The 23,366-nt window shown below is 54.7% G+C and carries 26 protein-coding genes; 17 read left to right on the plus strand and 9 right to left on the minus strand.

All coding sequences use genetic code 11. The features are described from left to right. The first annotated feature begins 41 nt into the window (after positions 1 to 41). From IB213_RS04950 to IB213_RS04985, 8 genes are all read left to right on the plus strand, one after another. On the plus strand, positions 42 to 566 hold the full coding sequence (locus tag IB213_RS04950; RefSeq protein ID WP_191724616.1) for a phosphoribosyltransferase: 525 nt from the start codon (positions 42 to 44) through the stop codon (positions 564 to 566). A 221-nt stretch (positions 567 to 787) separates the two neighbouring features. Next, complete coding sequence (locus IB213_RS04955) at positions 788 to 1,627, plus strand: EI24 domain-containing protein (RefSeq protein ID WP_192405575.1); 840 nt, start codon at positions 788 to 790, stop codon at positions 1,625 to 1,627. Between the two features lie 281 nt (positions 1,628 to 1,908). Beyond that, entirely contained in the window at positions 1,909 to 3,324 is a 1,416-nt protein-coding gene (gene glnA / locus IB213_RS04960; protein ID WP_191724614.1) for a type I glutamate--ammonia ligase, read from the plus strand. A 197-nt stretch (positions 3,325 to 3,521) separates the two neighbouring features. Further along, positions 3,522 to 4,019 carry a hypothetical protein gene (locus IB213_RS04965; RefSeq protein WP_192405576.1) on the plus strand — a complete coding sequence of 166 codons (498 nt, stop codon included), beginning with the start codon at positions 3,522 to 3,524 and terminating at the stop codon, positions 4,017 to 4,019. A gap of 23 nt (positions 4,020 to 4,042) precedes the next feature. Further along, positions 4,043 to 5,116: a nitrogen regulation protein NR(II) gene (gene glnL / locus IB213_RS04970; RefSeq protein WP_191724612.1), complete on the plus strand. Its 1,074-nt coding sequence runs from the start codon at positions 4,043 to 4,045 to the stop codon at positions 5,114 to 5,116. Positions 5,117 to 5,160: 44 nt separating this feature from the next. Then, positions 5,161 to 6,708, plus strand: coding sequence for a nitrogen regulation protein NR(I) (gene ntrC, locus IB213_RS04975; RefSeq protein ID WP_191724611.1), 1,548 nt, complete (start codon positions 5,161 to 5,163; stop codon positions 6,706 to 6,708). A 208-nt stretch (positions 6,709 to 6,916) separates the two neighbouring features. Further along, positions 6,917 to 7,780 carry a hypothetical protein gene (locus IB213_RS04980; RefSeq protein WP_191724610.1) on the plus strand — a complete coding sequence of 288 codons (864 nt, stop codon included), beginning with the start codon at positions 6,917 to 6,919 and terminating at the stop codon, positions 7,778 to 7,780. 173 nt (positions 7,781 to 7,953) lie between these two features. Beyond that, on the plus strand, positions 7,954 to 8,292 hold the full coding sequence (locus IB213_RS04985) for a hypothetical protein (protein ID WP_191724609.1): 339 nt from the start codon (positions 7,954 to 7,956) through the stop codon (positions 8,290 to 8,292). A 194-nt stretch (positions 8,293 to 8,486) separates the two neighbouring features. Here IB213_RS04985 and IB213_RS04990 read toward each other — a convergent pair whose 3' ends face one another. Continuing rightward, the gene (locus tag IB213_RS04990; RefSeq protein ID WP_192405577.1) at positions 8,487 to 9,290 is read right to left on the minus strand and encodes an META and DUF4377 domain-containing protein; all 804 of its coding nucleotides are present in this window, start codon (positions 9,288 to 9,290) and stop codon (positions 8,487 to 8,489) included. Positions 9,291 to 9,542: 252 nt separating this feature from the next. Between IB213_RS04990 and IB213_RS04995 the strand changes: the two genes are divergently transcribed. Beyond that, positions 9,543 to 10,142, plus strand: a complete 600-nt coding sequence (locus IB213_RS04995; protein ID WP_192405578.1) for a DUF2242 domain-containing protein — start codon at positions 9,543 to 9,545, stop codon at positions 10,140 to 10,142. Between the two features lie 52 nt (positions 10,143 to 10,194). Here IB213_RS04995 and IB213_RS05000 read toward each other — a convergent pair whose 3' ends face one another. Beyond that, positions 10,195 to 11,061, minus strand: a complete 867-nt coding sequence (locus IB213_RS05000; RefSeq protein ID WP_191724606.1) for a peptidoglycan DD-metalloendopeptidase family protein — start codon at positions 11,059 to 11,061, stop codon at positions 10,195 to 10,197. Positions 11,062 to 11,237: 176 nt separating this feature from the next. Between IB213_RS05000 and IB213_RS05005 the strand changes: the two genes are divergently transcribed. Further along, positions 11,238 to 11,615: an oxidoreductase gene (locus tag IB213_RS05005; protein WP_192405579.1), complete on the plus strand. Its 378-nt coding sequence runs from the start codon at positions 11,238 to 11,240 to the stop codon at positions 11,613 to 11,615. A gap of 105 nt (positions 11,616 to 11,720) precedes the next feature. On the opposite strand, the gene IB213_RS05010 is transcribed toward IB213_RS05005, so the two are convergent. Then, positions 11,721 to 13,097: a YdgA family protein gene (locus IB213_RS05010; protein WP_192405580.1), complete on the minus strand. Its 1,377-nt coding sequence runs from the start codon at positions 13,095 to 13,097 to the stop codon at positions 11,721 to 11,723. A 410-nt stretch (positions 13,098 to 13,507) separates the two neighbouring features. Further along, positions 13,508 to 15,319 carry a glutamine--tRNA ligase/YqeY domain fusion protein gene (locus IB213_RS05015; protein ID WP_192405581.1) on the minus strand — a complete coding sequence of 604 codons (1,812 nt, stop codon included), beginning with the start codon at positions 15,317 to 15,319 and terminating at the stop codon, positions 13,508 to 13,510. Between the two features lie 155 nt (positions 15,320 to 15,474). Here IB213_RS05015 and IB213_RS05020 point away from each other — a divergent pair, with 155 nt between their 5' ends. The 7 genes from IB213_RS05020 to IB213_RS05050 all read left to right on the plus strand — a co-directional run bounded on the left by IB213_RS05020 (position 15,475) and on the right by IB213_RS05050 (position 19,809). Beyond that, a complete protein-coding gene (locus tag IB213_RS05020; RefSeq protein ID WP_225560950.1) occupies positions 15,475 to 15,813 on the plus strand; it encodes a hypothetical protein in 339 nt (112 codons plus the stop codon). 69 nt (positions 15,814 to 15,882) lie between these two features. Then, on the plus strand, positions 15,883 to 16,329 hold the full coding sequence (gene aroQ / locus IB213_RS05025; RefSeq protein ID WP_192405582.1) for a type II 3-dehydroquinate dehydratase: 447 nt from the start codon (positions 15,883 to 15,885) through the stop codon (positions 16,327 to 16,329). A 10-nt stretch (positions 16,330 to 16,339) separates the two neighbouring features. Beyond that, entirely contained in the window at positions 16,340 to 17,278 is a 939-nt protein-coding gene (locus tag IB213_RS05030) for an alpha/beta fold hydrolase (RefSeq protein ID WP_287919737.1), read from the plus strand. A 7-nt stretch (positions 17,279 to 17,285) separates the two neighbouring features. Continuing rightward, complete coding sequence (gene arfB / locus IB213_RS05035; RefSeq protein WP_192405583.1) at positions 17,286 to 17,684, plus strand: alternative ribosome rescue aminoacyl-tRNA hydrolase ArfB; 399 nt, start codon at positions 17,286 to 17,288, stop codon at positions 17,682 to 17,684. A 76-nt stretch (positions 17,685 to 17,760) separates the two neighbouring features. Continuing rightward, positions 17,761 to 18,597 (plus strand): dioxygenase, encoded by an 837-nt coding sequence (locus IB213_RS05040; protein WP_225560951.1) that lies wholly within the window; start codon positions 17,761 to 17,763, stop codon positions 18,595 to 18,597. Positions 18,598 to 18,696: 99 nt separating this feature from the next. Continuing rightward, positions 18,697 to 19,356: an alpha/beta hydrolase gene (locus IB213_RS05045; protein WP_192405585.1), complete on the plus strand. Its 660-nt coding sequence runs from the start codon at positions 18,697 to 18,699 to the stop codon at positions 19,354 to 19,356. A gap of 147 nt (positions 19,357 to 19,503) precedes the next feature. Next, positions 19,504 to 19,809: a YdcH family protein gene (locus IB213_RS05050; protein ID WP_191724598.1), complete on the plus strand. Its 306-nt coding sequence runs from the start codon at positions 19,504 to 19,506 to the stop codon at positions 19,807 to 19,809. Between the two features lie 57 nt (positions 19,810 to 19,866). Here IB213_RS05050 and IB213_RS05055 read toward each other — a convergent pair whose 3' ends face one another. The 5 genes from IB213_RS05055 to IB213_RS05075 all read right to left on the minus strand — a co-directional run bounded on the left by IB213_RS05055 (position 19,867) and on the right by IB213_RS05075 (position 23,311). Continuing rightward, positions 19,867 to 20,712, minus strand: coding sequence for a M90 family metallopeptidase (locus IB213_RS05055; protein WP_192405586.1), 846 nt, complete (start codon positions 20,710 to 20,712; stop codon positions 19,867 to 19,869). After that, entirely contained in the window at positions 20,712 to 21,509 is a 798-nt protein-coding gene (locus IB213_RS05060; protein WP_192405587.1) for a UDP-2,3-diacylglucosamine diphosphatase, read from the minus strand. The genes IB213_RS05055 and IB213_RS05060 overlap by 1 nt, the downstream gene beginning before the upstream one ends. Before the next feature lie 18 nt (positions 21,510 to 21,527). Further along, the gene (locus IB213_RS05065; RefSeq protein WP_191724595.1) at positions 21,528 to 22,055 is read right to left on the minus strand and encodes a peptidylprolyl isomerase; all 528 of its coding nucleotides are present in this window, start codon (positions 22,053 to 22,055) and stop codon (positions 21,528 to 21,530) included. 43 nt (positions 22,056 to 22,098) lie between these two features. Beyond that, positions 22,099 to 22,683 (minus strand): peptidylprolyl isomerase, encoded by a 585-nt coding sequence (locus IB213_RS05070; RefSeq protein WP_191724594.1) that lies wholly within the window; start codon positions 22,681 to 22,683, stop codon positions 22,099 to 22,101. 100 nt (positions 22,684 to 22,783) lie between these two features. Then, entirely contained in the window at positions 22,784 to 23,311 is a 528-nt protein-coding gene (locus IB213_RS05075) for a tetratricopeptide repeat protein (RefSeq protein WP_192405588.1), read from the minus strand. Between the last annotated feature and the right edge of the window lie 55 nt (positions 23,312 to 23,366).

A 23,366-nucleotide genomic window follows, 5' to 3' on the forward strand; every position in this document is an offset into this window, starting at 1 on the left:
CTATAAACACGCTCCTCGCGAATTTACACAGGAACACGAACATGTTGACTGAAGACGGCAAGCACTTGTACGTTAGCTACGACGAATACCATGGTCTGATCGAGAAGCTGGCTTTGAAAATTCACCAGTCCGGCTGGGAATTTGACACCATCTTGTGCCTGGCCCGTGGTGGCTTGCGCCCAGGTGATATCTTGAGCCGCATCTTTAACAAGCCTCTGGCCATCATGTCCACCAGCTCTTACCGTGCTGAAGCAGGCAAGGTGCAGGGGCACCTGGATATTGGTCGCTTCATTGCCACTCCCAAGGGTGAAATCGCTGGCCGCGTGCTGCTGGTGGATGACCTGGCTGACACAGGCGTGACACTGAATGCCGTGGTGAAGATGCTCAAGGAAAACTACCAGCCCATCACAGAGATGCGTACGGCCGTGATCTGGACCAAGGGTGTCTCGACGTTCAAGTCGGACTACTCGGTAGAAGACCTGCCGACCAATCCATGGATTCACCAGCCCTTTGAAGGCTATGACAACCTCTCGCCAGAGAAGTTGATGGAAAAGTGGAAGCTGTAATTGAGTTTGCATTCCCTGAAAGAGGAGCCCTTGTGGCTCCTTTTTTATTCTCAGGTGATAAATAAATAGGAGCTGTTATCGCTTATGTACCAATCATTTCAAATATAAAAGTATCTGAAATGTATATGTATAAAGCGTTGATAGCTATTATTTTAAATTTCTACAGTGCAGTCATAAATCCAGGCCTGCACGTGTCGACATGCTGACGTTATGCTCATGCCATGCAAATGATGTTTGATGCACTGTGGCGCGCTTTGGCTGACTGCCTACGGGGACGAGTGATTGCGTGGTCCTTGTTCCCCTTGCTTGTCGTGGCCGCCATGGTCGCGCTTGTGGGCATTTTTTGGTGGGATGGCGCTGTGGCTGCCGTGCAGACATGGCTGGAGCGAGCCAGCTGGTTGCAATGGCTGTGGGCATGGATGGGCAGTAGCTACGCCTATGCAAGCGCTGTAGCGGCGGCAGTGACTGTGGTGCTGCTGATGGGCCCTGTGATCGTCATCGTTGCGCTGGCTGTAGTGGCGATGGTGATGACGCCGCAAATGGTGGAGCTGGTAGCGCAGCGCCGCTTTGCGCATCTGGAGCGAAAACGCGGCGGTGGCTGGGCCAGTAGTGCTTTATGGGCCATGGGCTCTACGGCATTGGCATTGCTGGCGTTGCTGCTGTCGATCCCGCTGTGGCTGGTGCCGCCCCTGGTGCTGGTGTTGCCACCGCTGATCTGGGGCTGGCTGACTTACCGGGTCATGGCCTTTGATGCACTGGCTGAGCATGCCAGCCAGGCTGAGCGACAAATCATTTTCAAGCAGCACCGTTATCCGTTGATGTTGATGGGGGTGATCTGCGGCTACGCTGGCGCAGCGCCTGCCATTGTCTGGGCGTCTGGCATGGTGTTCGTGGCGGCATTCTGGATTTTGATTCCTATTGCCATCTGGATTTATGCACTCGTGCTCGCTTTTTCCTCATTGTGGTTTGCCCACTATGGATTGGCGGCGCTGTACAGCTTGCGTGCAGCAACGGCACCCGATGCAGCACCTGATGCACCATCTTCGGCGCCAGTTCTTTAAACCGTCCGTTGTGTTTTGAATCAATTGGTGCATTCCGTAGGGTAGATGACTAAGTGCATCAATATGGTGCGTTCTTACGAACTAAAATGGTGCCCATGAAGCAGGCTCGGAGGAGTTTGCTAGATTTGCACCAAAATGGTGAATGACTCAAAGGCCGTGAAGCCCACATACTTCATGGCCTTATGCTTGTGAAAGTATGGGGCAGGGCCAGTTTCAAGCTGGCACACAAACTGCTTTGCTAAACGCGTACTTTCTATGAAGCGCTTTTCCAGGAGAACCTGATGGCTAAGACCGTTGCAGATGTGATGAACCTAGTGAAGGACAACGAGGTCAAATTTATTGACTTCCGCTTCACCGATACCCGTGGCAAAGAACAGCACGTGACCGTGCCTGTGTCGCACTTCGATGATGACAAGTTCTCTTCGGGCCACGCCTTTGACGGTTCGTCGGTTGCCGGTTGGAAGGGGATTGAAGCTTCGGACATGCTGTTGATGCCCGATCCCAATACCGCGAATATCGACCCCTTCTTTGAAGAAACCACACTGATTTTGCAGTGTGACGTGATCGAACCCGGTGATGGCAAGGCCTATGACCGCGACCCCCGCTCGGTAGCCAAGCGCGCAGAAGCCTACCTGAAGGCTTCTGGCCTGGGCGATACCGCTTACTTTGGTCCAGAACCTGAATTTTTCATTTTTGACGGCGTGCGCTGGGGTACAGAGCCGCACAACCCCTTCTTCGAAATCGAAGAATACGAAGCGCCTTGGAACACGGGCACCAAGTTTGAAGGCGGCAACCGCGGTCACCGTCCACGCGTCAAGGGTGGCTACTTCCCCGTGCCTCCGGTTGACAGCACGCAAGACATGCGCGCTGAAATGTCCCTGATCCTGGAGTCTCTGGGCATTCCAGTTGAAGTGTTCCACCACGAAGTGGCGGGCGCAGGTCAAAACGAAATCGGCACACGCTTCTCGACATTGGTTGAGCGTGCTGACTGGACACAGCTGCAAAAGTACGTGATCTGGAACGTGGCCAATACCTACGGCAAAACTGCCACTTTCATGCCCAAGCCCTATTCGGGTGACAACGGCTCTGGCATGCACGTGCACCAGTCCGTGTGGAAAGATGGCAAGAACCTGTTTGCTGGCGACGGCTATGCCGGTCTGTCTGACTTTGCCCTGTACTACATTGGCGGCATCATCAAGCACGCCCGTGCACTGAATGCCATCACCAACCCCGGTACTAACTCATACAAGCGTCTGGTCCCTGGCTTTGAAGCCCCAGTGAAACTGGCTTACTCGGCCAAGAACCGCTCGGCTTCGATCCGTATTCCTTACGTGAGCAACCCCAAGGGTCGCCGCGTGGAAGCACGCTTTCCAGACCCACTGATGAACCCCTACCTGGGCTTTGCAGCCTTGTTGATGGCTGGCTTGGATGGTGTGGAAAACAAGATCCATCCAGGCGAAGCTGCCACCAAGGATCTGTACCACCTGCCTCCAGAAGAAGACAAGCTGGTGCCCACTGTCTGCCACAGCCTGGACCAGGCTTTGGAAGCACTGGATGCCGACCGCGCTTTCCTGACCAAGGGTGGTGTGTTCAGCGACAGCATGATTGATGCCTACATTGAGCTGAAGATGGGTGAAGTGACACGCTTTCGCCAGGCCGTACATCCTGTCGAATACGACATGTACTACTCGCTGTAATCTGCATGAAGGGGCCTGTGTACACAGGCTGCTGTCTGCAGATGCGCAAAAGCAGCCTTCGGGCTGCTTTTTTTATAGGACAAAGGTGCTTATGCCTAGTCGGAAAATCAAGGACAGTGCGCGGCTTGCACTGCACAATGCAGTGATGCCGTCAACCTTGGTGGACGCACGGCCCAACCTTGCATGGAGGCATAAGAATGAATAAATGGATAGTTCTCTTGGTGTGCACCATGGCTGGCAATGCCATGGCTCAAGAGCGTATTTACCGGTGCGGCAATGAATACACCAACAGTGCCGCTGTGGCCAAGCAGCGCAACTGTCAAGTAATGGAGGGTGGCCACGTCACGGTGGTGCACACGGATGGCGGCGGCGCTGGCACCTCTTCTGCAAAAGCAGCGAGCAGTGAACCCAAGCCTGCAGTCAGTAATCGGGCTGTGCAGGTCGATCCGAATCAGCAGAAAGCCCGTGATAACGATGCCCGTGCCATCTTGCAGGCAGAGTTGAAGAAAGCCCAGGACAAGCTCAATGCGCTGAAGGCCGAATTCAATGATGGCAATCCGACGAAGTCAGCATTGGAGCTGCGCAATCCCCAGGTTTTCAATGAACGGCTGGAAGCACTGAAGGCAAACATTGCACGGCAAGAGGCGGATGTGGCAGGTATTCAGCGTGAACTCTCGCGCCATTCAGGTGGTTGATTTTTAGAAAGCTTGAGCAGCCCATGCCGGTTGATTCTTATGACGCCATACCGCGTTTTGCGGCGCTGGATCTTCTGTCCACTTTAGTGGTGGTTGTGGATGACAAGGGGGCTGTTGTCTTTGCCAATGCTGCACTTGAGAGTGCCATGGGCATGTCCCGCCGGATGCTGGAAGGCGGAGAGTTTGCTCAGCACCTTTCCGATCCATCCTTGTTGCGTTCAGGGCTGGGTGCGGCCCACGGTCAAGGTTACGCCGCCATGAGTTTTGATACGGGCCTGCAGCGCGCTGTGCAAGAGTCCTTGTTTGTCCATGTGACGGTGACAGCCATCGAGCACTCTGAGCTGAAATTGATTGAGCTGTGGGTGCTGGAGCAGCAGGCGAGACAAGACAGAGAAGAGCGTTTGGTAGAGCAAGCGCAGGCCAACAAAGAGCTGGTGCGTAACTTGGCCCACGAAATCAAAAATCCGCTGGGTGGTATTCGCGGGGCGGCCCAACTGCTGGAAATGGATTTGGAGACCAAAGAGCTCAGGGAGTACACGCAGGTCATCATTCATGAGGCCGACCGCTTGCAAAGTCTGGTGGATCGCTTACTGGCGCCGCACCGTCACCCCCATCAACTGGTGGATCTGAATATTCATGAGGTTTGTGAGCGCGTACGCTCGCTGGTCTTGCTGGAATATCCGCAAGGATTAAAGATTCGGCGTGACTACGATATTTCTATCCCGGAGTTCAAGGGCGATCGCGCACAGCTGATTCAGGCGCTGCTCAACATTGTTCAAAACGCAGCGCAGGTGCTCTCGGAGAAGCTGGACAACGGCGATGCCGAGATCACATTGCGGACACGGGTTGTCCGTCAGGTAACGATTGGTCGCCAGCGACACAGACTGGCATTGGAATTGCATGTGATTGACAACGGCCCCGGCGTGCCAGATCACATCAAGGAGCGGATTTTTTATCCGCTGGTGACTGGCCGGGATGGAGGTTCGGGCTTAGGGCTGCCCTTGGCGCAAACATTTGTGCAGCGTCATCATGGTCTTATTGAATGCGAAAGCATGCCCGGGCGTACGGATTTCCGTATCCTTATCCCGCTGCCTTAAGACCTGGGCCTTTTAGAACACGCAACGGAAGGTAAACACTGCATATGAAGCCGATCTGGATAGTAGATGACGACCCCTCGATCCGCTTCGTCTTAGAGAAGGCGCTAGCTCGCGAAAACCTTCATACACGCAGCTTTAGCAACCCCCGCGAAGTGCTGGCAGCGTTGGCTGACTTGCCTGAGGGCGACCCAGGTCAGCAGGGCCCCCGTGTACTGGTGAGTGATATCCGCATGCCGGGTGGCTCGGGCCTTCAGCTGCTGGAAGAGGTGCATGCCCGGCTGCCAGATCTGCCGGTCATCATCATGACGGCCTACTCAGACTTAGACAGTGCGGTATCTGCCTTTCAGCGCGGGGCTTTTGAGTATTTGCCAAAGCCCTTTGACTTGCCAAAAGCGGTGGAGCTGATTCGCCGAGCTCTCGAAGAAAGTGAGCGCGAACAGGTTGCAGAAGAGCGTCAGGCAGTCATGCCCGAGATGCTCGGACAAGCACCGGCCATGCAGGATGTGTTTAGAGCCATTGGCCGTTTGAGTCAAAGCGCTGTCACCGTCTTGATCACGGGTGAATCGGGCTCGGGTAAAGAGCTGGTGGCGCGTGCCTTGCACAAACATTCGCCCGTTTCAGGCGGCCCCTTTGTAGCGATCAACACTGCCGCAATTCCCAAGGACTTGCTGGAGTCAGAATTGTTTGGCCATGAGCGAGGAGCCTTTACGGGCGCTCAGACACAACGCCGTGGCCGGTTTGAGCAGGCAGAGGGTGGAACGCTGTTCTTGGATGAAATCGGAGACATGCCCTTTGACTTGCAAACGCGTTTGCTGCGCGTGCTGTCTGACGGGCAGTTTTATCGCGTAGGTGGACATACTGCCGTCAAGAGCAATGTGCGCGTGATTGCAGCGACCCACCAGAACTTGGAACAACGCGTGAAAGATGGCGTTTTCCGTGAGGACTTGTTTCACCGCTTGAATGTGATTCGCCTGCGTTTGCCATCGTTGCGTGAGCGTGCAGAAGATGTTCCTATGCTGGTCAAATATTTTCTGCAACGCAGTGCCAAGCAACTGGGGGTAGAGCCCAAACGCATTTCCGAAGCAGCGCTGCAGCGCATGTCGCAGTTCAGCTTTCCTGGCAATGTCCGGCAGCTGGAGAACATCTGCCATTGGCTGACGGTAATGGCCCCTGCGCAGCAAATTTCTACCCAGGATCTTCCGCCTGAAGTATTGGGCGGTGCAGATGATTTAGCGGCAGCGGCATCCGTGGTGAATATGGCGATGACGGCAGTGCCAGAACCTGTAGCGCACTCACCATCAGCTACAGGACTTGGGCAGACTGCCATACAGCACAGTGAAGCTTCGCTGCTGCAGGGCTGGGAGGCGTTGCTAGAAGTGGAGGCGCGCAAACTTTTGCAAAGTGACTGCAAAGACGTTTGGGATGTCCTGAGTCAACGCTTTGAATCCAGCTTGATCACGACAGCGCTGGGCCTGACGCACGGCAAGCGCATGGAGGCCGCACTGCGTCTTGGTATTGGGCGCAACACGATTACGCGAAAAATTCAGGAACTGGGACTGGACGGATCAGAACGTGTCATGGCAGAAAATTAAGCACCAGGTGGCTTCAAGAAAAGGGTGTATGCGTGCATACGCCCTTTTTTATTGCAGGCCAACACGTTGATGCTCACTATTTGAAGCAGTCCTACAGATATCGGCAATCTCTGCCGACCCATTGCAGATGACATGGTTGTTAACAATCAAGAGGCCGCATGTCGGCATTTATTTTGAGTAATTAGCCCGTTTTATCTGCATTAGATCCATGCTTTCTAGATCCCTTTCTCCCTCGTCGGCACGCGCGATAGCGAGTGGAGGTACTGACGCTCAGGCTTCGCACCTGCAACCGCTTGAAGAAGATGACGCCATCGCCGCCATAGATACGCAGATGCTGCTGGTGGCAGACCTTGAGGATGAATACTGGCATGCCCATTTCTTTCAAGAACCATATTACGTGGCGGGGCGAAGCTATGACCAATACAGGCCTGCATACAGATTAGGTTGGAAAAGTGCGCTGCAGCACCCAGATGCCAATTTTGGCGATTTAGTCAAGCAGCTTGAGGTGCGCTGGCCGCATCAACGCACAACCAGTTTGCTTCCTTGGCGAGAGGTGCATGTGGCCGTCAGAGATGGCTGGCGTCATGCTGGCCTGCAAATGCGTAACGTGCAGCAGCATGCCCCAAGCCTGATGCGTGGGCATGAGATTGCGGGGGTGATTGACCCACTGCACCACGCGTGTCTGACCCTGGCCGGTGAATTGCAACGCATGCACTGCATTCCAATGAGTGATTTCTCCAGACAGGTGATTGAGCGCCACATTCATATGCTTCAGAGCATGATCGATGGCTTGCAGTCCTTGACGCCTGCTGTGGTGCAGATTCCGGTCAGTCCGTGGCACAAACGCCTGCGCTTTCATTGGCTGAAGCTCAAATCCAGCTTGTCAGACTGGGTGCCTGCACAAGTGTTCGAGATGTGTGAGTTCAGAGAGAAAAACTTATTGTCTGCCTATCAGCGAGCCTTGCGAAAGCATCTGGCACCAGAGGCCAAGGCAATGCTGCAATTGCATGCCAAGCAACTGCAAAGCCATGTCGAAAAACTGCACTGGGTCAGACACAACACGGTGCTGTGAGAGGCCTGTGCATATTGCACTTCAGCGTGCTGGCCTTGGCACCTATTACATATGCCGCCTAGGCGCTTGCTTGATCATGAGCAGTATTCCCACAGAGCTTTGATAGTGCACATCAAACAATAAATCCCATGGTCTCCGGTTTTGATCGGAGGAGAAATGGAGAAGGATTCACTATGACGATGCATTACACAGGGGCCTTGTTAGGGCGCGAGGCAGTTATTCAGTTTCCTGAGAGCACCGCGCAAGTGAGCTACTCAGTCCGTGGGGAGCTGCAGTGGCGTGTGACGGACAAGAACGGGAACGTAACACAGGGCAATGAGAGGCTGAGCTATCTGCAACTGTCGGACACCTTGCACTTTCTCAACTGGATTGAGAAAACAGGCTTCACAGTCAGCCAGATCATTGATACTGACAACGGAACGGTCAAAGCATTTTGGTCTTATGCAGATCAAATGAGTGATCGTGGGCATCGCGCATCAATGTTTGTGGATGGCTCTTTCCGCTTCACTTAATTGGCCAGAGCAAGCTCAATTGGCCATTGCCTGAAATTTGAGCATGGCCCGCAAAGCTAGGCTGGTGCTCAGTTTTGGCACTTATTCCTAAGGTTGTCCACAGCTAGGCCCACAGATGTTGGGTACAACTCAGATGCCCAAGAAAAAAGCCCTTGCAGCAGTGCAAGGGCTTTTTTTCTATCGTCGATATTCTCTTATCGCACGATTTCACTTTCAACTGTCATGTCAAGGACGTAGGCGAACTTGGATGCATCTGCGGGTATGGGTTGAGGGCGTGTGAAGCGTTTGATGCGCAATACGTTGCGCACGCCCGCCTGGTGTGTATAGCCTTCAATCGTGCCGTAGAAGTTTTCCCAAGTGCCCGTGCTTTGCTTGATGCCCTGCTCGTTGTATTTGAGCTCGCGCACTTGCAAGCATTGAGCGTTCGGAATCAAGGGATGATTGCAAGCTACTTTTTGTGGCGCAACTTCTAAGAAGATGCGTTCACTTTGCCCATAAAGGGTCTCAGGGGTCGGTTGACCTTTAAGCTGCCATTTCGCCCCACTTTTAAAATTCAATTCCAAGATGGGTGGAGCGCCATCAGTGATTTTCCAGGTGCTGACGTTGCTCAGCTGTTGTGCAACATTCTTTTCCAATTGCATCAAGTCAGTGTTGCCGCAAGCCATCATGGTTGATGTCAAGCGCTCGATGTGCATCTGTTCGCCTTGCGTGCGGTAGCCACCACTGATGAGGTTGCACAGACGGTCAACACTGACGATATGGTCCGCAGAAAAGCGCAGGCCCACTGTGCGTGTGGTATTTGTGGCAGAAGCTGGTACTAGCCATTGCTTGTCTGCAGTGCCTTGTGCAGTCAATGCCTGCTGCAGTTGCCAGTGGTGCGACTGCAGTGTCGCCGCATTCGCGTGTGCTGGGGTTTTCAAGTCCGCAGAGCTGCTGCAGCCCACCAAAGCCGTGGTGCTGAGTGCGCAAGCCACACCGAGTGATTTCAAATTTAACATTGAGCTATAACCTCCTAATCGCGCATCTTGCACGTTTAACGACAAGCATGCATGAAGAATACTTTTGCTCGCGACTCAATGTTCCCATCAAGTCTGTGGGACAACGTCTTGATACTTTTTACATGTTGTTGATCGCGTGCAGGCAGGCTGTGTAAAACTTCAGGCAGCTATAAAATAATGAGCGGTCAAAGCACTGCAATGTGCAGCACTTTGCAGTGCGGCTCACAATCACAGCTTTCGTGTGGAACAGGCATGTCCAATTTTTTTACTTTGAATTCAGTGCGTGCGCTGTCGCGTGCATGTGTCGCTGCAGGCTCCATAGCCATCTTGACGGCATGCGGCAGTTGGGGTGGCACCAAGACGGACAGTCTGGTGAAGGTGGAGGAAAAGTTTGGCTCTGCAGCAACTTACTCACGGTTGTTTGATGCCACGCCTGCGCAGACTTGCGAGGCGGCACGCCGGGCATTGCTGAGCCAGGGGTATATCGTTAACAAGACCGACAAGGAATCTGTCGAGGGGCAAAAAAGTTTTCAGCCACAGTCTGACCGCCATGTACTGATGAACATTCGCGTCACCTGTGTGCCAGAGAGCGGTGATGGTCAGCTGAGCATGGGTTTTGTCAGCGCTTTGCAAGACAGCTTTGCTTTGAAAATGGCCAGCAACTCTGCCAGTCTAGGGGTCAGCATGCTGGGTACAGTCTCTGTTCCTGTCGCTGCTGGGCATGATTCCATGATCAAAATTGGCAGCGAAACCGTAACCAGCGACCAGTTTTACGACAGTTTTTTTGATTTGATGCGCCGCTATTTGCTGGTGGATGCACCTCAGGAACTTGCCGGCAGCCGCAAGCGTTAGTCACTCGAAATAAACACCGGGTGACGCTGGCTTTGCATAGGTTTTTGCTGCATCAGCCTAAAAATAACGCGGGGTCCACCATGGTTCGATTGAGCATGACTCCCCAATGCAGGTGAGGTCCTGTGACTCGCCCTGTGGCGCCAACTTTGCAAAATGCTTGGCCTGCCTGCAGGAGGTCGCCGACTTTGCACTGTGTGCTGGAAAGATGGCAATACATCGTCAGCAGCCCGCCTCCGTGATCCAGCCAGACAGTGCCACCATTAAAAAAATAATCCCCAACATCAACGACCTTCCCATGCAAAGGTGCTTTGATGACAGTGCCTGTTGCGGCGGCGATATCCATGCCGCTGTGTGGGTTGCGTGATTGACCATTAAAGACGCGGCGCAACCCAAAGCTGCTCGATCTGCGGCCAGGGCAGGGTTGTTGCATACCCAAGACCGTCGTTTCTGATGTGGGTGTGCTGTAAAGCGCCATGATCGTTTGCTGGTGCGCGCGTTCACGCTCATGGCGGGCCAAATCTTGTGGTGCTAGGTCTACGGTCTTGGGAGAGACTTTCAGACGCTGTTCTGTGTATTGCTTGTCCGAGACTTTGTAGTCCAGCGATTGTGTCCCGTCGTCGTTATGCACGGTGACTGCATGAATGCCTGGTTTGGCTGACAGTGGAATACCCACCAGCGCAGTCCATTCGATCATGTCACCAATGACCAATACAGGAATGCCCTCCGACGTGGCCACTTTGGGGCGAGAGGATGAGGGACCAAGCGACAGGCGGGCTATACCTCCAGGAACACGGCTATCCATTGGGAGAACTTCGCTATCTGCTGCCCAGACTGGCAGAGCTGAACAGACACTGAGCTGGAGCATGGCTGACAAACAGTGGCGACGTTGCATAAGAAGTTCCGGTGTTCCAATTGGCATGCCCCGCATTGTGGCGTGACAAGAAGGGTGTGTACGTAAGACCGCGACCTGCGCAGTGCGTGCAAAGATTTTGACGTGGCGCAGAGTGCGTTGCAGGCAGGGCAAGGACACTTCACACCTCTGGTCATGACCGTGCGTGTTGGGTGCACGGCAGATTTATTGAAGGTATTTATCTCATGCAAGCTTTTCGCATTGTGGTTATCGGCGCGGGTGAAACAGGTACACCGCTTCTTCAACAATTGTTGAATGCACCATTTGTGCAAGTACTCGGTGTGGCGGATCTGAATTTAGAGCTGCCAGGCATCGCTTTGGCGCGTGAGCACAAAGTGACCGTCACCGACAATTTCATGGATCTGGTCAGCCAGGGAGCTCAAGTTGACATCATCATTGATGCCACCGGTGCCTCGAAGGTGCGTGAGCAATTGCGCCAGTACATGGTGGATTCTCGCAATACACACACAGTCATCATGCATGAACAGATTGCGTTGTTGATGATGTCTTTGTCCGCAGGCAAGCTGGTGGATAGCAAGCATGGAGCCCAAGCCTACGCTTGATCATTCAATGGTGTGATGACTGGCCGGTAGTTCGGTATTAAGAGCTAGTGCGCTTGTAAAAAAAGGCCTGCAACGCAGGCCTTTTTGATTGGTAAATGCGCCGGTTCAGATTGCACCACCCATGCGCAGCAAATTTTGCAATTCAGCAGGCTGTCCATTGAGTTTGAGTTCACCTTGCTCAAACTCTAATTCGGTGGTGAATTTCTCGCCGCGATCCTGTATCGCTCCGAAGCTGAGCAAGCTTTTGAGGCGCTTGCTCACGCCATCATCCACAGCGGCTTGCAGCTCTTGTTCATCCAGCTCCTTGCCCAGTTGCTCTAGCAAAGCAAGATAGTCGCTACGTACTCTGGCGTCCAGGAGTTGAATCAGTACTGATTTGGGCAAAGAGGCGTTTAACTGCGCTTGCAGATCAGAAACAGGATTGAACATCTCAGGCTGCTGGCCGGCGTAAGCCACTCGGGCGGACATTTCAGCGGGGCCATCCGGGGTTTCAAGGCCGAAACGCGTGATGGCTATTTCCGGTTTGCCAGCTAACAGTTCAGGCAGGTCGCGCAGCGGGAGCGGGAGCGGGAGCGGGATATTTTCTGTGCTTTCAGCTTCGGGGCTGCGCTGCATCCAAAGCATCAGACCATCCAGCCAGCGTGCATCAATATTGTTAAAGCGCATATCGAATGCAAGGTTCTGAACGCTGTATTCAGGCATCTCTACTTTGGCAATGCGTGTGTCCAGCCCCATTTGCACCAGTTTGTCCTGCAGTGTTGTGGTGCTGCTGATGTGCAATTGCTGCAGTTTGAATTGCGTGTCTGATTCGGATTCGAGCGCTGACACCAGCCCGATCTTGAATGTGCTGGGGCCTTCCCAGAAATTGAAACCTTCAGGAATCCGAGCATCGAACGTGACCTCTGCATCCTCTACGTCCATGCGGTTGCCTTCTTCGACTTTCACGCGCAGCACAGGCATGCGCACAAAGCCTTTGGCGGCATTGCGTTCGGCTGACAGGGTCCACTCAGCCTTCAATCCGCCCCAAGTGAGCGACGAGCCATCTTCAAAGTTGGTGGCGAAGTTGGGTGAAAAAAGTTGGTGGCTGGTTTTGCCCGACCAACTGGCTGTGGTGGTCCATTCCAGTGGTGCACGATTTTGCAATGCCTCAACCAAGCTGGGCTCGCTGTCGTCGGGCAGCTGAAAAAGCGAAACCACCTTGGCGGCATGACCCAGTGGCCATGGACCATGCACGATGTCGTGGGTGACCGTGATGTCGTAGGTGTCTTCTTCACTCGCAAAAGACCAGAGGGTCTTGGCGTGAGAGCCTGTGATGCCGCGCTGATACTCCAGAACGCGTACGGTAAATCCATCCTCAGTGCTCCACGACTCAGCTGTTTGTTCCAGTGCTTGCTGAATCTTTCCACCTACGAAATAGCTCGTGCTCAGTGCTGCGACTGCCAGTGCGCCTGCGCTGAGAACGCCAATGGTCAGTTTTTTCATGATCGCCCCTTGTTGTCATGCATTTGCCCAAGGTCAGGCCTTGCGCAGCAAGATTTTAGGGATGGCTTTTGCGCTTGGGGAAAGGGCTTGCGAACTGTTGTTTTTTGTTCTTTAAATTTGTAGCATCCAGCGTAGATATATCAAGCACTAGCTGGCTAGAACATAAGCATCAACACTGGATATTTACAACCTTGGGTGCCGCAAGGGCGACCGAGCTGTTAGCGCTCTTTCCGTACTGCAAAGAGTGCTTCTCGGGGGAGCGGGTCTTGATCGAGGAGACTGGTCAACGGGCAAACATGGGCTTTATGCTGCGCAGGCCGCCAATGCGGCAAGCGCATTGCTCTTTTCAGCAAAGAAAAAAGGCTGCATGGTGGCAGCCTTTTAAAAGAGGTGGGATGCGTGTCAGGTGCTTACTTGCCCCACGAATCCTTCAGCCCCGTGATTTTGTTGAACACAGGCTTGTCTGTCGTGTGGTTTTTGCGATCGGCCACAAAGTAGCCAAATCGCTCGAACTGAAATTTGTCATCGGGCTGCGCTGTCTTGAGCGAGGGCTCTACGTAGGCTGTTACCACTTTCAGACTATCTGGGTTCATCAGAGCCAGGTAGTCTTTGCCACCGGCATCTGGCTGCGCATCTGTGAACAGACGGTCGTACAGGCGTACTTCGGCTTGCAAGCCATCACTCACACCCACCCAGGTAATGGCCGCTTTGACCTTCACGGCATCGGCACCGGGTGTGCCGCTTTTGGTATCAGGCACCACGGTAGCCAGCACTTTGGTGATGTTGCCGTCAGCGTCTTTTTCGCAGCCTGTGCACTCGATCACATAGCCGCCCTTCAGACGTACTTTGTTGCCAGGGAAAAGGCGCTTGTAGCCCTTGGGTGGCACTTCGGCAAAGTCTTCGCGTTCAATCCACACTTCACGCCCAATGCTGAAGTGACGTTCGGCCACGGTTTCGCCTTCTGCCGCGTGGGGCAGTGCAGGCAGAGTGCATGGTTCCAAGTGGTCAGCGCTGCCAAAGACTTCAGTCCAGTTGCTCAGCTCCAGCCTCACAGGATCGAGCACCACCATGGCGCGGTGGGCCTTGTTCTCCAGATCTTCACGCAGGCAGCCTTCCAGTGTGGAGTAATCGATCCAGCTGTAGTCTTTGGTTACACCAATGCGTTCGCAGAAGTTGCGGATTGACGCGGGGGTATAGCCACGGCGGCGCAGCCCCACCACGGTCGGCATCCGGGGGTCGTCCCAGCCCGTCAACGTTCCGCTGTCTACCAGGTGCTTGAGCTTGCGCTTGCTCGTGACCACATAGGTCAGATTCAGGCGCGAGAATTCGTACTGGCGTGGCTGGGGGGCGTCAATCAAGCCACCTTCCCGCAGATGATTGAGCAGCCAGTCATAGAAGGGGCGCTGGTCTTCAAACTCCAGCGTACAGATTGAGTGGGTGATGTGCTCATACGCATCCTCAATGGGGTGCGCGAACGTGTACATCGGGTAAATGCACCACTGGTTGCCGGTGTTGTGGTGCTCTGCGTGGCGCACGCGGTAAATGGCAGGGTCGCGCAGATTGATGTTGGGGGCTGCCATGTCGATTTTGGCGCGCAGCACCGCAGCACCGTCTGCCAGCTTGCCGTCCTTCATGTCCGCAAAACGCTGCAAATTCTCAGCCACGGAACGATCGCGGTAGGGGCTGTTTACGCCAGGGCGGGTGAAGTCGCCCCGGTTAGTGCGCATGTCTTCGGCCGATTGCTCGTCCACATACGCCAGGCCTTGTTCAATCAGATACACCGCGCAGCGGTACATGAAGTCAAAGTAGTTGCTGGCAAAGTACAGATTGCTATTGCCTTGTGCGTCTTTCCAGTCAAAACCGAGCCATTGCACAGAGTCTTTGATGCTGTCGACGTATTCCTGGTCTTCTTTTTCAGGGTTGGTATCGTCAAAACGCAGATGGCACACGCCGCCATAAGCCTGGGCCAGACCAAAGTTCAGGCAAATCGACTTGGCATGACCAATGTGCAGGTAGCCGTTGGGCTCGGGCGGAAAGCGTGTGCGAATCTTGGCCTCATCCACTTGGCCCTTCTGGTGGTGCGCAGCGTCACCTGGTGCTCCGCCCCAATGGCGGCCAGCATAGGTGCCTTTGCTCAAGTCGGCTTCAATGATTTGGCGCAGGAAGTTGGTGGGTTTGACCACTTCCGACGTGTCGTTGTTGGTGTTGGCGGGTGTGCTCATATCTTGTTTATTGTAGGTCGCCTCGCAAGGGGGCGTGGGTTCTGCGGGCGTTGTGCTGAACACCTCTGGATACAAGCTTTTACCGTTGGTATGACATCCATCAAGGGCGCTAGCACGTTGTATAGCGACAACTACCCCATAAAAGGACCCGACACATGAACTTCACGATGACCAAAATGCGCTCAGGCGTGCACCGTGGCTTGGCTGCCGTTGGCCTTTTTGCGGTTTTGACGGCTGGTAACGCTTACGCCGGCAATGTAGGAATTTCGGTTGGCATCCATGTGCCCGGTGCCCCTATGTACTACATGCCTCCTCCGCCGCCACCACCACAGGTGCGGTATTACCAGCCAGCCCCACCGCCGGTGGTGTACTACGCGCCTGCAGCGCCGTATGGTTACTGGGCGCCCGCAGAGCCTCGAAGGGGCTATGGCAAGCATTTCAAGCACCGTGGGTCTAAACACCACCGCCACCACCCACACTACGGCCATCGCTGAACTGTGACTGCGTAGGGGCCATCACGCACCGCATAATTGCGGCTCTTGATGTTTCAAAGAGTTGCTGCAATGACGAAGACCGTATTTGTCTTGAATGGCCCCAACCTCAATTTACTGGGTAGCCGGGAACCTGCGGTGTATGGAGCGCAAACGTTGGCTGACGTGCAAAGCCTGTGTGAGCAAGCGTCCGTGCAGAACGGGCTGAACCTGCGCTTTCACCAAAGCAACCATGAAGGTCAGTTGATTGACTGGATTCATGAGGCCGGACGCTTGCATGCCAAGGGTGAGCTGGCCGGCTTGGTTTTCAATGCGGGTGCCTACACCCACACCAGTGTTGCACTCATGGATGCCGTCAAGGGCACAGGGGTGCCCATGCTGGAGCTGCACATCAGCAATGTCCATGCGCGCGAAGCGTTTCGCCATCATTCCTACCTGTCGGCTGTGGCGCGTGCGGTGGTATGTGGTTTGGGGGTGCCAGGCTATGCCTTGGCGATCAATGCCGTAGCGCAGTGGTAGGTGAGCAGAGGTGGATGTGACAGAAGATGTATTGCCTACGGCATTGCCGTGGGTTGGCAGCGCTGCTGAATATGCAGCGATAGCCGCAGGCCAGCAGCAAAGTTCAGAGGTCTTGCATTGGCAGGACTTGGCTGAACGCGTGGAGCATGCGCATTCAGGTGGGCATACGGTGCTGCACCACTGGCAGCCTACCCGGGCCAACGGCCTGGCTCCGTTGGTGCTGTTTCATGGTGGCAGTGGTAGCTGGACGCATTGGGTACGCAGCATTGGGCCTTTGCTGCAGGCAGGGCACGAAATCTGGGCGGTCGATTTGCCGGGTTTCGGTGCGTCGGATGTGCCTTTGGGCGTGATTGACGCCGATGGCATGCTGGATGTGCTGGCGCAGGTGCTGGCGGTGCAATTTCCCTTGCAGACCGTGCGATTGTTAGGCTTTTCATTTGGAGGCATGACAGCAGGGATGCTGGCTGCGGCTTATCCCCAACTGGTGCAGCAATTGGTCGTGGTGGGAGCTCCTGGAATCGGGTTGACGAACAAGCACCCCTTTAGGCTGAAAGGCTGGCGCCATCTGGATGATCCGCGTGAACAGTTGATCCGACATGTTTTCAATCTGGGTGCTTTGATGCTCAACGACCAGCGTTGCATTGATCGTGACACTGTGGCGCTGCATGTGGCCAATGTGCAGCGCGACAATTTACCGCGCCGCCGTATCTCCAGCACCGATGTGCTTGTGCGTGCGCTGTCACGGGTGCAATGCCCTGTGGCTGCCATTTATGGCGCATGTGATGCGCTGTACCCCGCAGCGCTGGATGAAGTCGAGGCACTGATGGCAGCCAACACACGCCAGTGGCAAGGCATGCAGCGCATTGCCGGTGCCGGACATTGGGTGCAGTACGAAAACCCGCAAGCGTTCCATGCCGCTTTGCTGCCGCTGCTGGCGGCAAAGCGCTAAGTCCCGGATGCGTTGGCGGCTGGAGCCTGATGAAGTCACGTGGACGGCAGTGCGTGCACAGGGTGCGGGTGGGCAGAACGTTAACAAGGTCTCTAGCGCGGTGCATCTGCGCTATGACGTGCAGGCCTCTTGTCTGCCTGACGAAATCAAAGCACGGTTGTTGTCACTGTCAGACCAGCGGATCACGCAAGATGGTGTGGTGGTGATCAAAGCCCAAAGCTATCGCAATCAAGAGCAGAACCTGCAAGATGCCATGCAGCGTTTGCGGGCATTGATCGGCCAGGCAGCCCATGTTCCCAAAGCGCGCAAAGCTACCAAGCCCACCCGTGCATCACAGCAACGCCGGGTCGATGGAAAAAAACGTGATGGGGCAACCAAGGCCTTGCGTCGTAAAGTTGATGATTGATTGGGTTGGTATTTGAGACAGTGCGTGCTAACGCTGATGGCTAGTCTATTTTTTGAGTCAATCTAAGATGGCTGCTATGGAAAACACTGCCTCTTTAACGACCTCTTTGCACACGGCGGATGCCCGCCGCCTGCCCGTGCTGTTTGTTTCGCATGGCTCCCCCATGTTCGCTTTAGAGGCTGGTGCCACCGGCCCCGTTTTGACGCAATGGGGCAAGGAGTTGCGTGCTCAGTTTCCGCAGCTGCGCGGTGTGGTCATCATGTCCCCGCACTGGATGGCGCAGGGTGTGCAGGTCATGAGTAACCCGCAGCCCGCCACATGGCATGACTTTGGTGGTTTTCCACGCGCGCTGTACCAGTTGCAGTATCCAGCGTCAGGCTTTCCTGCTTTGGCGCACGAAGTGCTCGACTTGTTGCAGCAGGCAGGCATTGCTGCAACAGCCGATGCGCAGCGCCCTATGGACCACGGTGCATGGGTGCCGCTGATGCATGTACTGCCTGAAGCTGATGTGCCTGTGGTGCAAGTGGCTTTGCCCGCACATGCGGATGCAAGAGGCGTCTATGCCTTGGGCCGTGCCTTGCAACGTTTGCGAGAGCAAGACGTGCTGATTGTTGCCAGTGGAAGCATGACGCACAATTTGCGCGAGTTTTTTGGCGGTGCGCAGGAGACGGCGGACTATGTGGTGCAGTTCAGCCGCTGGGTGGAAAAGCAGGTGCAAGCAGGTGAGATTGATACCTTGTTTGACTGGCATCTGCGTGCACCCCATGCCTTACGGGCACACCCAAGTGATGAGCACTTTTTGCCTCTGTACTTTGCGTTAGGCGCTGGTGGAGAGAATGCCAAGGCGCACTACCTGAGCCGCGAAGTGATGTACGGCACTCTGGCAATGGATGCGTTCGCCCTGCAAAATTAGTATTTGATAGCTACTAACGCTCTTTGTACAAGCGTTAGAGACTTGTTTGACTGGTATTTTTGATATTGAGTTTGAACCGTTTGTATCGAAAGACAAGAAATGTTGAATCTTCCTTTGGATTACCTGTACCGGCCTGCGCAAGAGGGTGTGCAAAAACCTTGGCTACTGGTGTTGATGCATGGTGTGGGCAGTAATGCCGATGATTTGTTTGGTTTGGCCGATTACGTGCCACCGCATTTTCATGTTCTCAGTCTGCAGGCCCCAAATCGTATGGCGCCGAATGCCTTTGCCTGGTTCATGTTTTCCGTGAATGCCGATGGCTCTCGCCATATCGATGCCTCACAGGAGCAGCAAAGTCGTACTTTGATTGCGCAAACGGTGACAGCTGCCAGCGCTCAGCTAGGAGTGCCTGCTGACCGTGTCATTGTCGGTGGCTTCAGCCAAGGCGGCATCATGAGCTTGAGTCTGCTGCTGACTCAGCCTGAACTCTTGTCGGGCGTGTGTGTCTGGCACAGCCGGTTGTTGCCAGAGGTGCTGCCTGCACAGGCATCAGCCACGCAGTTGCAAGGCAAACATGCATGGATCAGCCATGGCACGGTGGATAACGTGATTCCATTGGCCAGTGCCCATGCCATTCGTGCTCACCTAGAGGACTTGCCGGTGCAACTGCGCTACCAAGAGTACGCTTGCCAGCACACCATCCACCCGCAGGAGCTGCGCGATAGCATGCAGTGGCTGGCCGAGCAGGCTGCAGCTTGAGGTAAATCACTGTCCGGTCGATGCTGCGCCGCAGCACGACTTGCGTGCAGGGTTGTTACAGATGTGTGTCGCTGAACGGGACACAATGGGCTGGCCTGAAGGGCAGTGGCTTAAGCTGCCCAGCCTGTTGTTAACGAAAGGATGGACATGTTTCCTGAATACCGTGACCAGATCGAAGCATTGCGTGCCAGTGATCGCAATTTCAGTCGGCTGTATGACAAGCACTGTGCACTGGACCAAGAGGTTCAGCAGTTGGTGGCCCGTAAAACCAATGATCTGCAAACTGACATTGAGCAGTTGAAAAAACAGAAATTGGCGGTGAAAGAGCAGATTTATGCCTTGCTGCAAAATGCAGCGCCCACGCTGGCGCTGAAGCAATACAAAAACTATCTGAATCAGGAATGGCGTGAAACAGTGGCGCCCACGGCTTACAGAGCCTCTGCAGTGGGGTAGAAAGTTTCCAGACCGATAAAAAGGCACCTCGTGGTGCCTTTTTTTATTGGCGTGCCTTTAAATCTGGTGCGCGCCAGGCCGCTGAAACAAGGCATCCAGCAAAGGCGGGAGCGTTGGAAGGGCTTGGGCAAATTGAGCAGGAGCGACCCAGTAGGCTTCGCATGCCACTGCAAAAAACTCTGCAGGATCTGTTGCGCCATAGGCATCCAGCCAAGGAGCTGGCTGCCCAAAGCGCTGGTGGTTGGTCAAGGCCTCGCAAAAAGTCTCATAAGCCGCCAGCCAAGTGCTTGACCACATCCGTTGAGCTTGAGCTGATGAAGTGCAGTCCATAAAGCCCGCAGGTAGCGGAGGACAGCCATCTGCTCCGCCATTGGCCATATCCAGCTTGTGCGCAAACTCGTGGATGACCACATTGCTGCCAGCTCCCAAGTGAGGGTGTCCACCTGGTTGAATTGCCGCCCAGCTCAGGGTGACGGGGCCGCGCTCCATGGCTTCTCCCATCAATGTCTCGCTGTAATGGTGGACCACGCCTGCAGCATCAATGGCTGTGCGGCGCGCAATGACGTCGCCGGGGTAAATGATGATGCCGACAAAGTCGTCATACCAGCGCAGTGCCTGCTGTGGTGCTCCCCAGTGAATCAGCAGCACGCAGGCTTGCGCAGCGACTGCCAGCGCCATGGCATCGGTAATTTCGAGGCCGTCGGCACCAGAAAATTGTTTGCGCTGTAAAAAATGCGCGCACAGTGCGCGCAGTTGCAGCAGCTCTTGGGGTGCAAGCTGCTGCAAGAAGGCGTGTTGCTGGAGCGTGGATTGCCACAGAGTGACTGGAATCTCTGGTGGTGCCCCTAGTCTGCCAGGCAAGCTGTGGCGCAGCCAGTCAGAGATTTTTTTCCACATGGGCATCAAAACGGCAAGCGCTGCCAGCCCTGCGGCGTAAGGCGCAGAACTTCTGCACGGTGAGTGTGACCATCAATGTGCCAGTCGCTGAGCACAATGCGCGTGCGTGCAGTACCCTGCTTGCTGGGCGCTAGCACATGGTCTGCAGGGCGGTGTGTATGGCCGTGGATGAGCCATTCGGTGTCTGTTGCATCCATCCATCGCAGGGTGGCGAGGGTGTCAACGTCGGCATATTGAGCACCGCTGTCTTTATGCTGTTGGCTTTGTGCGCGCATGGCCTTGCCCAGCGCGCGGCGAGCAGCCAATGGTTGGCTCAGCGTTTGCTGCATCCATTGCGCAGAGCGGCTGATGGCTCGAAATTTCTGGTAGTCCACATCACCCAGACACAGCGCATCGCCGTGGCTCAGGAGAATGCGACGCTCACCAAACACCAAGACAGTGGGGTCGCTCAGGCCCGTCATGCCGCAGCGCTGCAAGAATGTATCGCCGACCAAGAAATCGCGATTGCCCACCATGAAAAAGAGAGCGCGGTGCTGGCTGGCTTCTTTCAAAATGGCTGCCGCTTGGGCTTCAAAGCTGCCAGGCTCGTCCAGCGTGTCGTCGCCCACCCAGACCTCAAACAAATCACCGAGCATGAACACCGCATCGGCTTGCGTGGTGCGCAGGTAGTTGCGCCAGGCATCTAGCGTACCTGGCTCTGCGGGGTCTAGGTGCAGGTCAGAAATAAATTCGGCCGTGCGCCAGTTCGCAGGAGCTACTAGCTCCTGCGCAGGCAGCACGGCCGTTAAATGGTCGGCAGTCAAGACCTGAGGGCTGCGGGCTTAAATCGCCACAGCCTTGTCGATGATCACGGTATCAAAAGGCACGTCGTCATGGAAGCCCTTGCGAGTTGTACGCACCTTTTTGATGGCGTCCACAATGTCTTCGCCTTTGACAACCTTGCCGAACACAGCGTAACCCCAGCCTTGGGCTGTGGGTGATGTGTGATTGAGAAAGTCGTTATCAACAGTGTTCAAAAAGAACTGGCCAGTAGCGCTGTGGGGATCGCTGGTACGTGCCATGGCGATGGTGTACTTGGCGTTCTTCAGACCGTTCTTGGCTTCGTTTTCGATGGGGTCGTTCACAGGCTTTTGCTTCATGTCGGCCGTGAAACCGCCACCTTGGATCATGAAGTTCTTGATCACGCGGTGAAAGATGGTGCCGTTGTAGAAGCCGCTGTTGACGTAGTTCAGGAAGTTTTCGGTCGACTTGGGCGCGTTCTTTGCGTCCAGCTCAAGGGTGATCACGCCTTGGGTGGCGGTGTCAGCAACGTTGATGGTGATGTGCAGCTCAACTTGAGGGTTGCTCATGGCAAAACTTTCTGAAAAGGGAATAAAACAAGCGCCTTGACCATTACTTGATCAGTGCAGCCGAAGTAATGGTGATGGCAGAAGTGGGCACATTTTGGTGCATGCCACGGTTGCCCGTAGGTACTGTGCGTATTTTGTCGATCACTGCCTGACCTTGAACCACTTTGCCAAACACGGCATAACCGTGGCCATCAGGCTGAGGAGCGTTCAGCATGTCGTTGTTGGCTACATTGATGAAGAACTGCGAAGTGGCTGAATTGGGGTTGCCTGTGCGAGCCATGGCAATGGTGTAGCGGTCATTTTTCAGGCCGTTCTTGGCTTCCAGAGCAATGGGTGCACGGTTGGTTTTTTGCTGCATATCGGCAGTGAACCCGCCGCCCTGGATCATGAAGCCGTCAATCACGCGGTGGAAAACAGTGCCTTCGTAGTGTTTATCGGCCACATACTGCAAAAAATTCTCTACAGTCTTTGGGGCTTTTGCCGGGTCAAGTTCCACGACAAATTCACCCATATTGGTGGTGAATTTCACGCGTGGTTTGGCTGCATCTTGTGCCATTACTAGGCCAGAGGTGCTGGTCAGCACAATGCCAGCCAAAGTAAGTGTCAGATTTCTGCGGGACAACGTCATAGCGGTGCTCCTTGCGGTGGTGCAATACAAATTTTGAAAATAAGAGACCTTCAGCACAGGCCGATGCCCTGTCGGATTCACCACAGGGCCATAGGTTCAATCAACGCGTTGCTGGCTGCAGCATGTCTGTCAGTGTGGACAGCTTGAGTTTGAGTGCGCGGTTGTTGCCGTTGAGCTTGAGAGACTGGTTGTACGAGTCATGTGCCAAGCGGGCGTAGATGTCGCCAAGATTCTCATGCGCGACAGCGTAGTTGGGGTTGTTGCGCACAGCCATCTCTAGCGCGCCGCGTGCCTTGTCAAGCTGGCCTTGGCTGGCGTAAATCACAGCCAAGTTGTTGTAGGGCTCTGGCAGCTCTGGGTATTCCTCAACCAGGGTCTGAAATGTGGTGGTGGCAGCCTCTAAGTCGCCGGCTTTAGATTGGGCGACACCTTTGAGAAAACGCATTTGCGGATCTCGGGGGTTGTTGCTCAAATACTGATCAGCCTTTGCAATAGCTTCTGCAGGCTTGCCCGATTTGGCCAAGGCGGCGACATCGTCGTACATATCCGCTTGCGCAACACCCGCGATCAAAAAACCAGACAGAGCCAGCAGGCGCAACATGGATCGAGGATGGAGGTAAGAGGACATGTAGGTGCTTTCCAGAGGCAACAGGAACCTGCCAGCGTGGCGGGCTTATACTGCG

The organism is Comamonas sp. CMM02 (genome assembly GCF_014851485.1).
Taxonomy (GTDB): domain Bacteria; phylum Pseudomonadota; class Gammaproteobacteria; order Burkholderiales; family Burkholderiaceae_C; genus Comamonas; species Comamonas avium.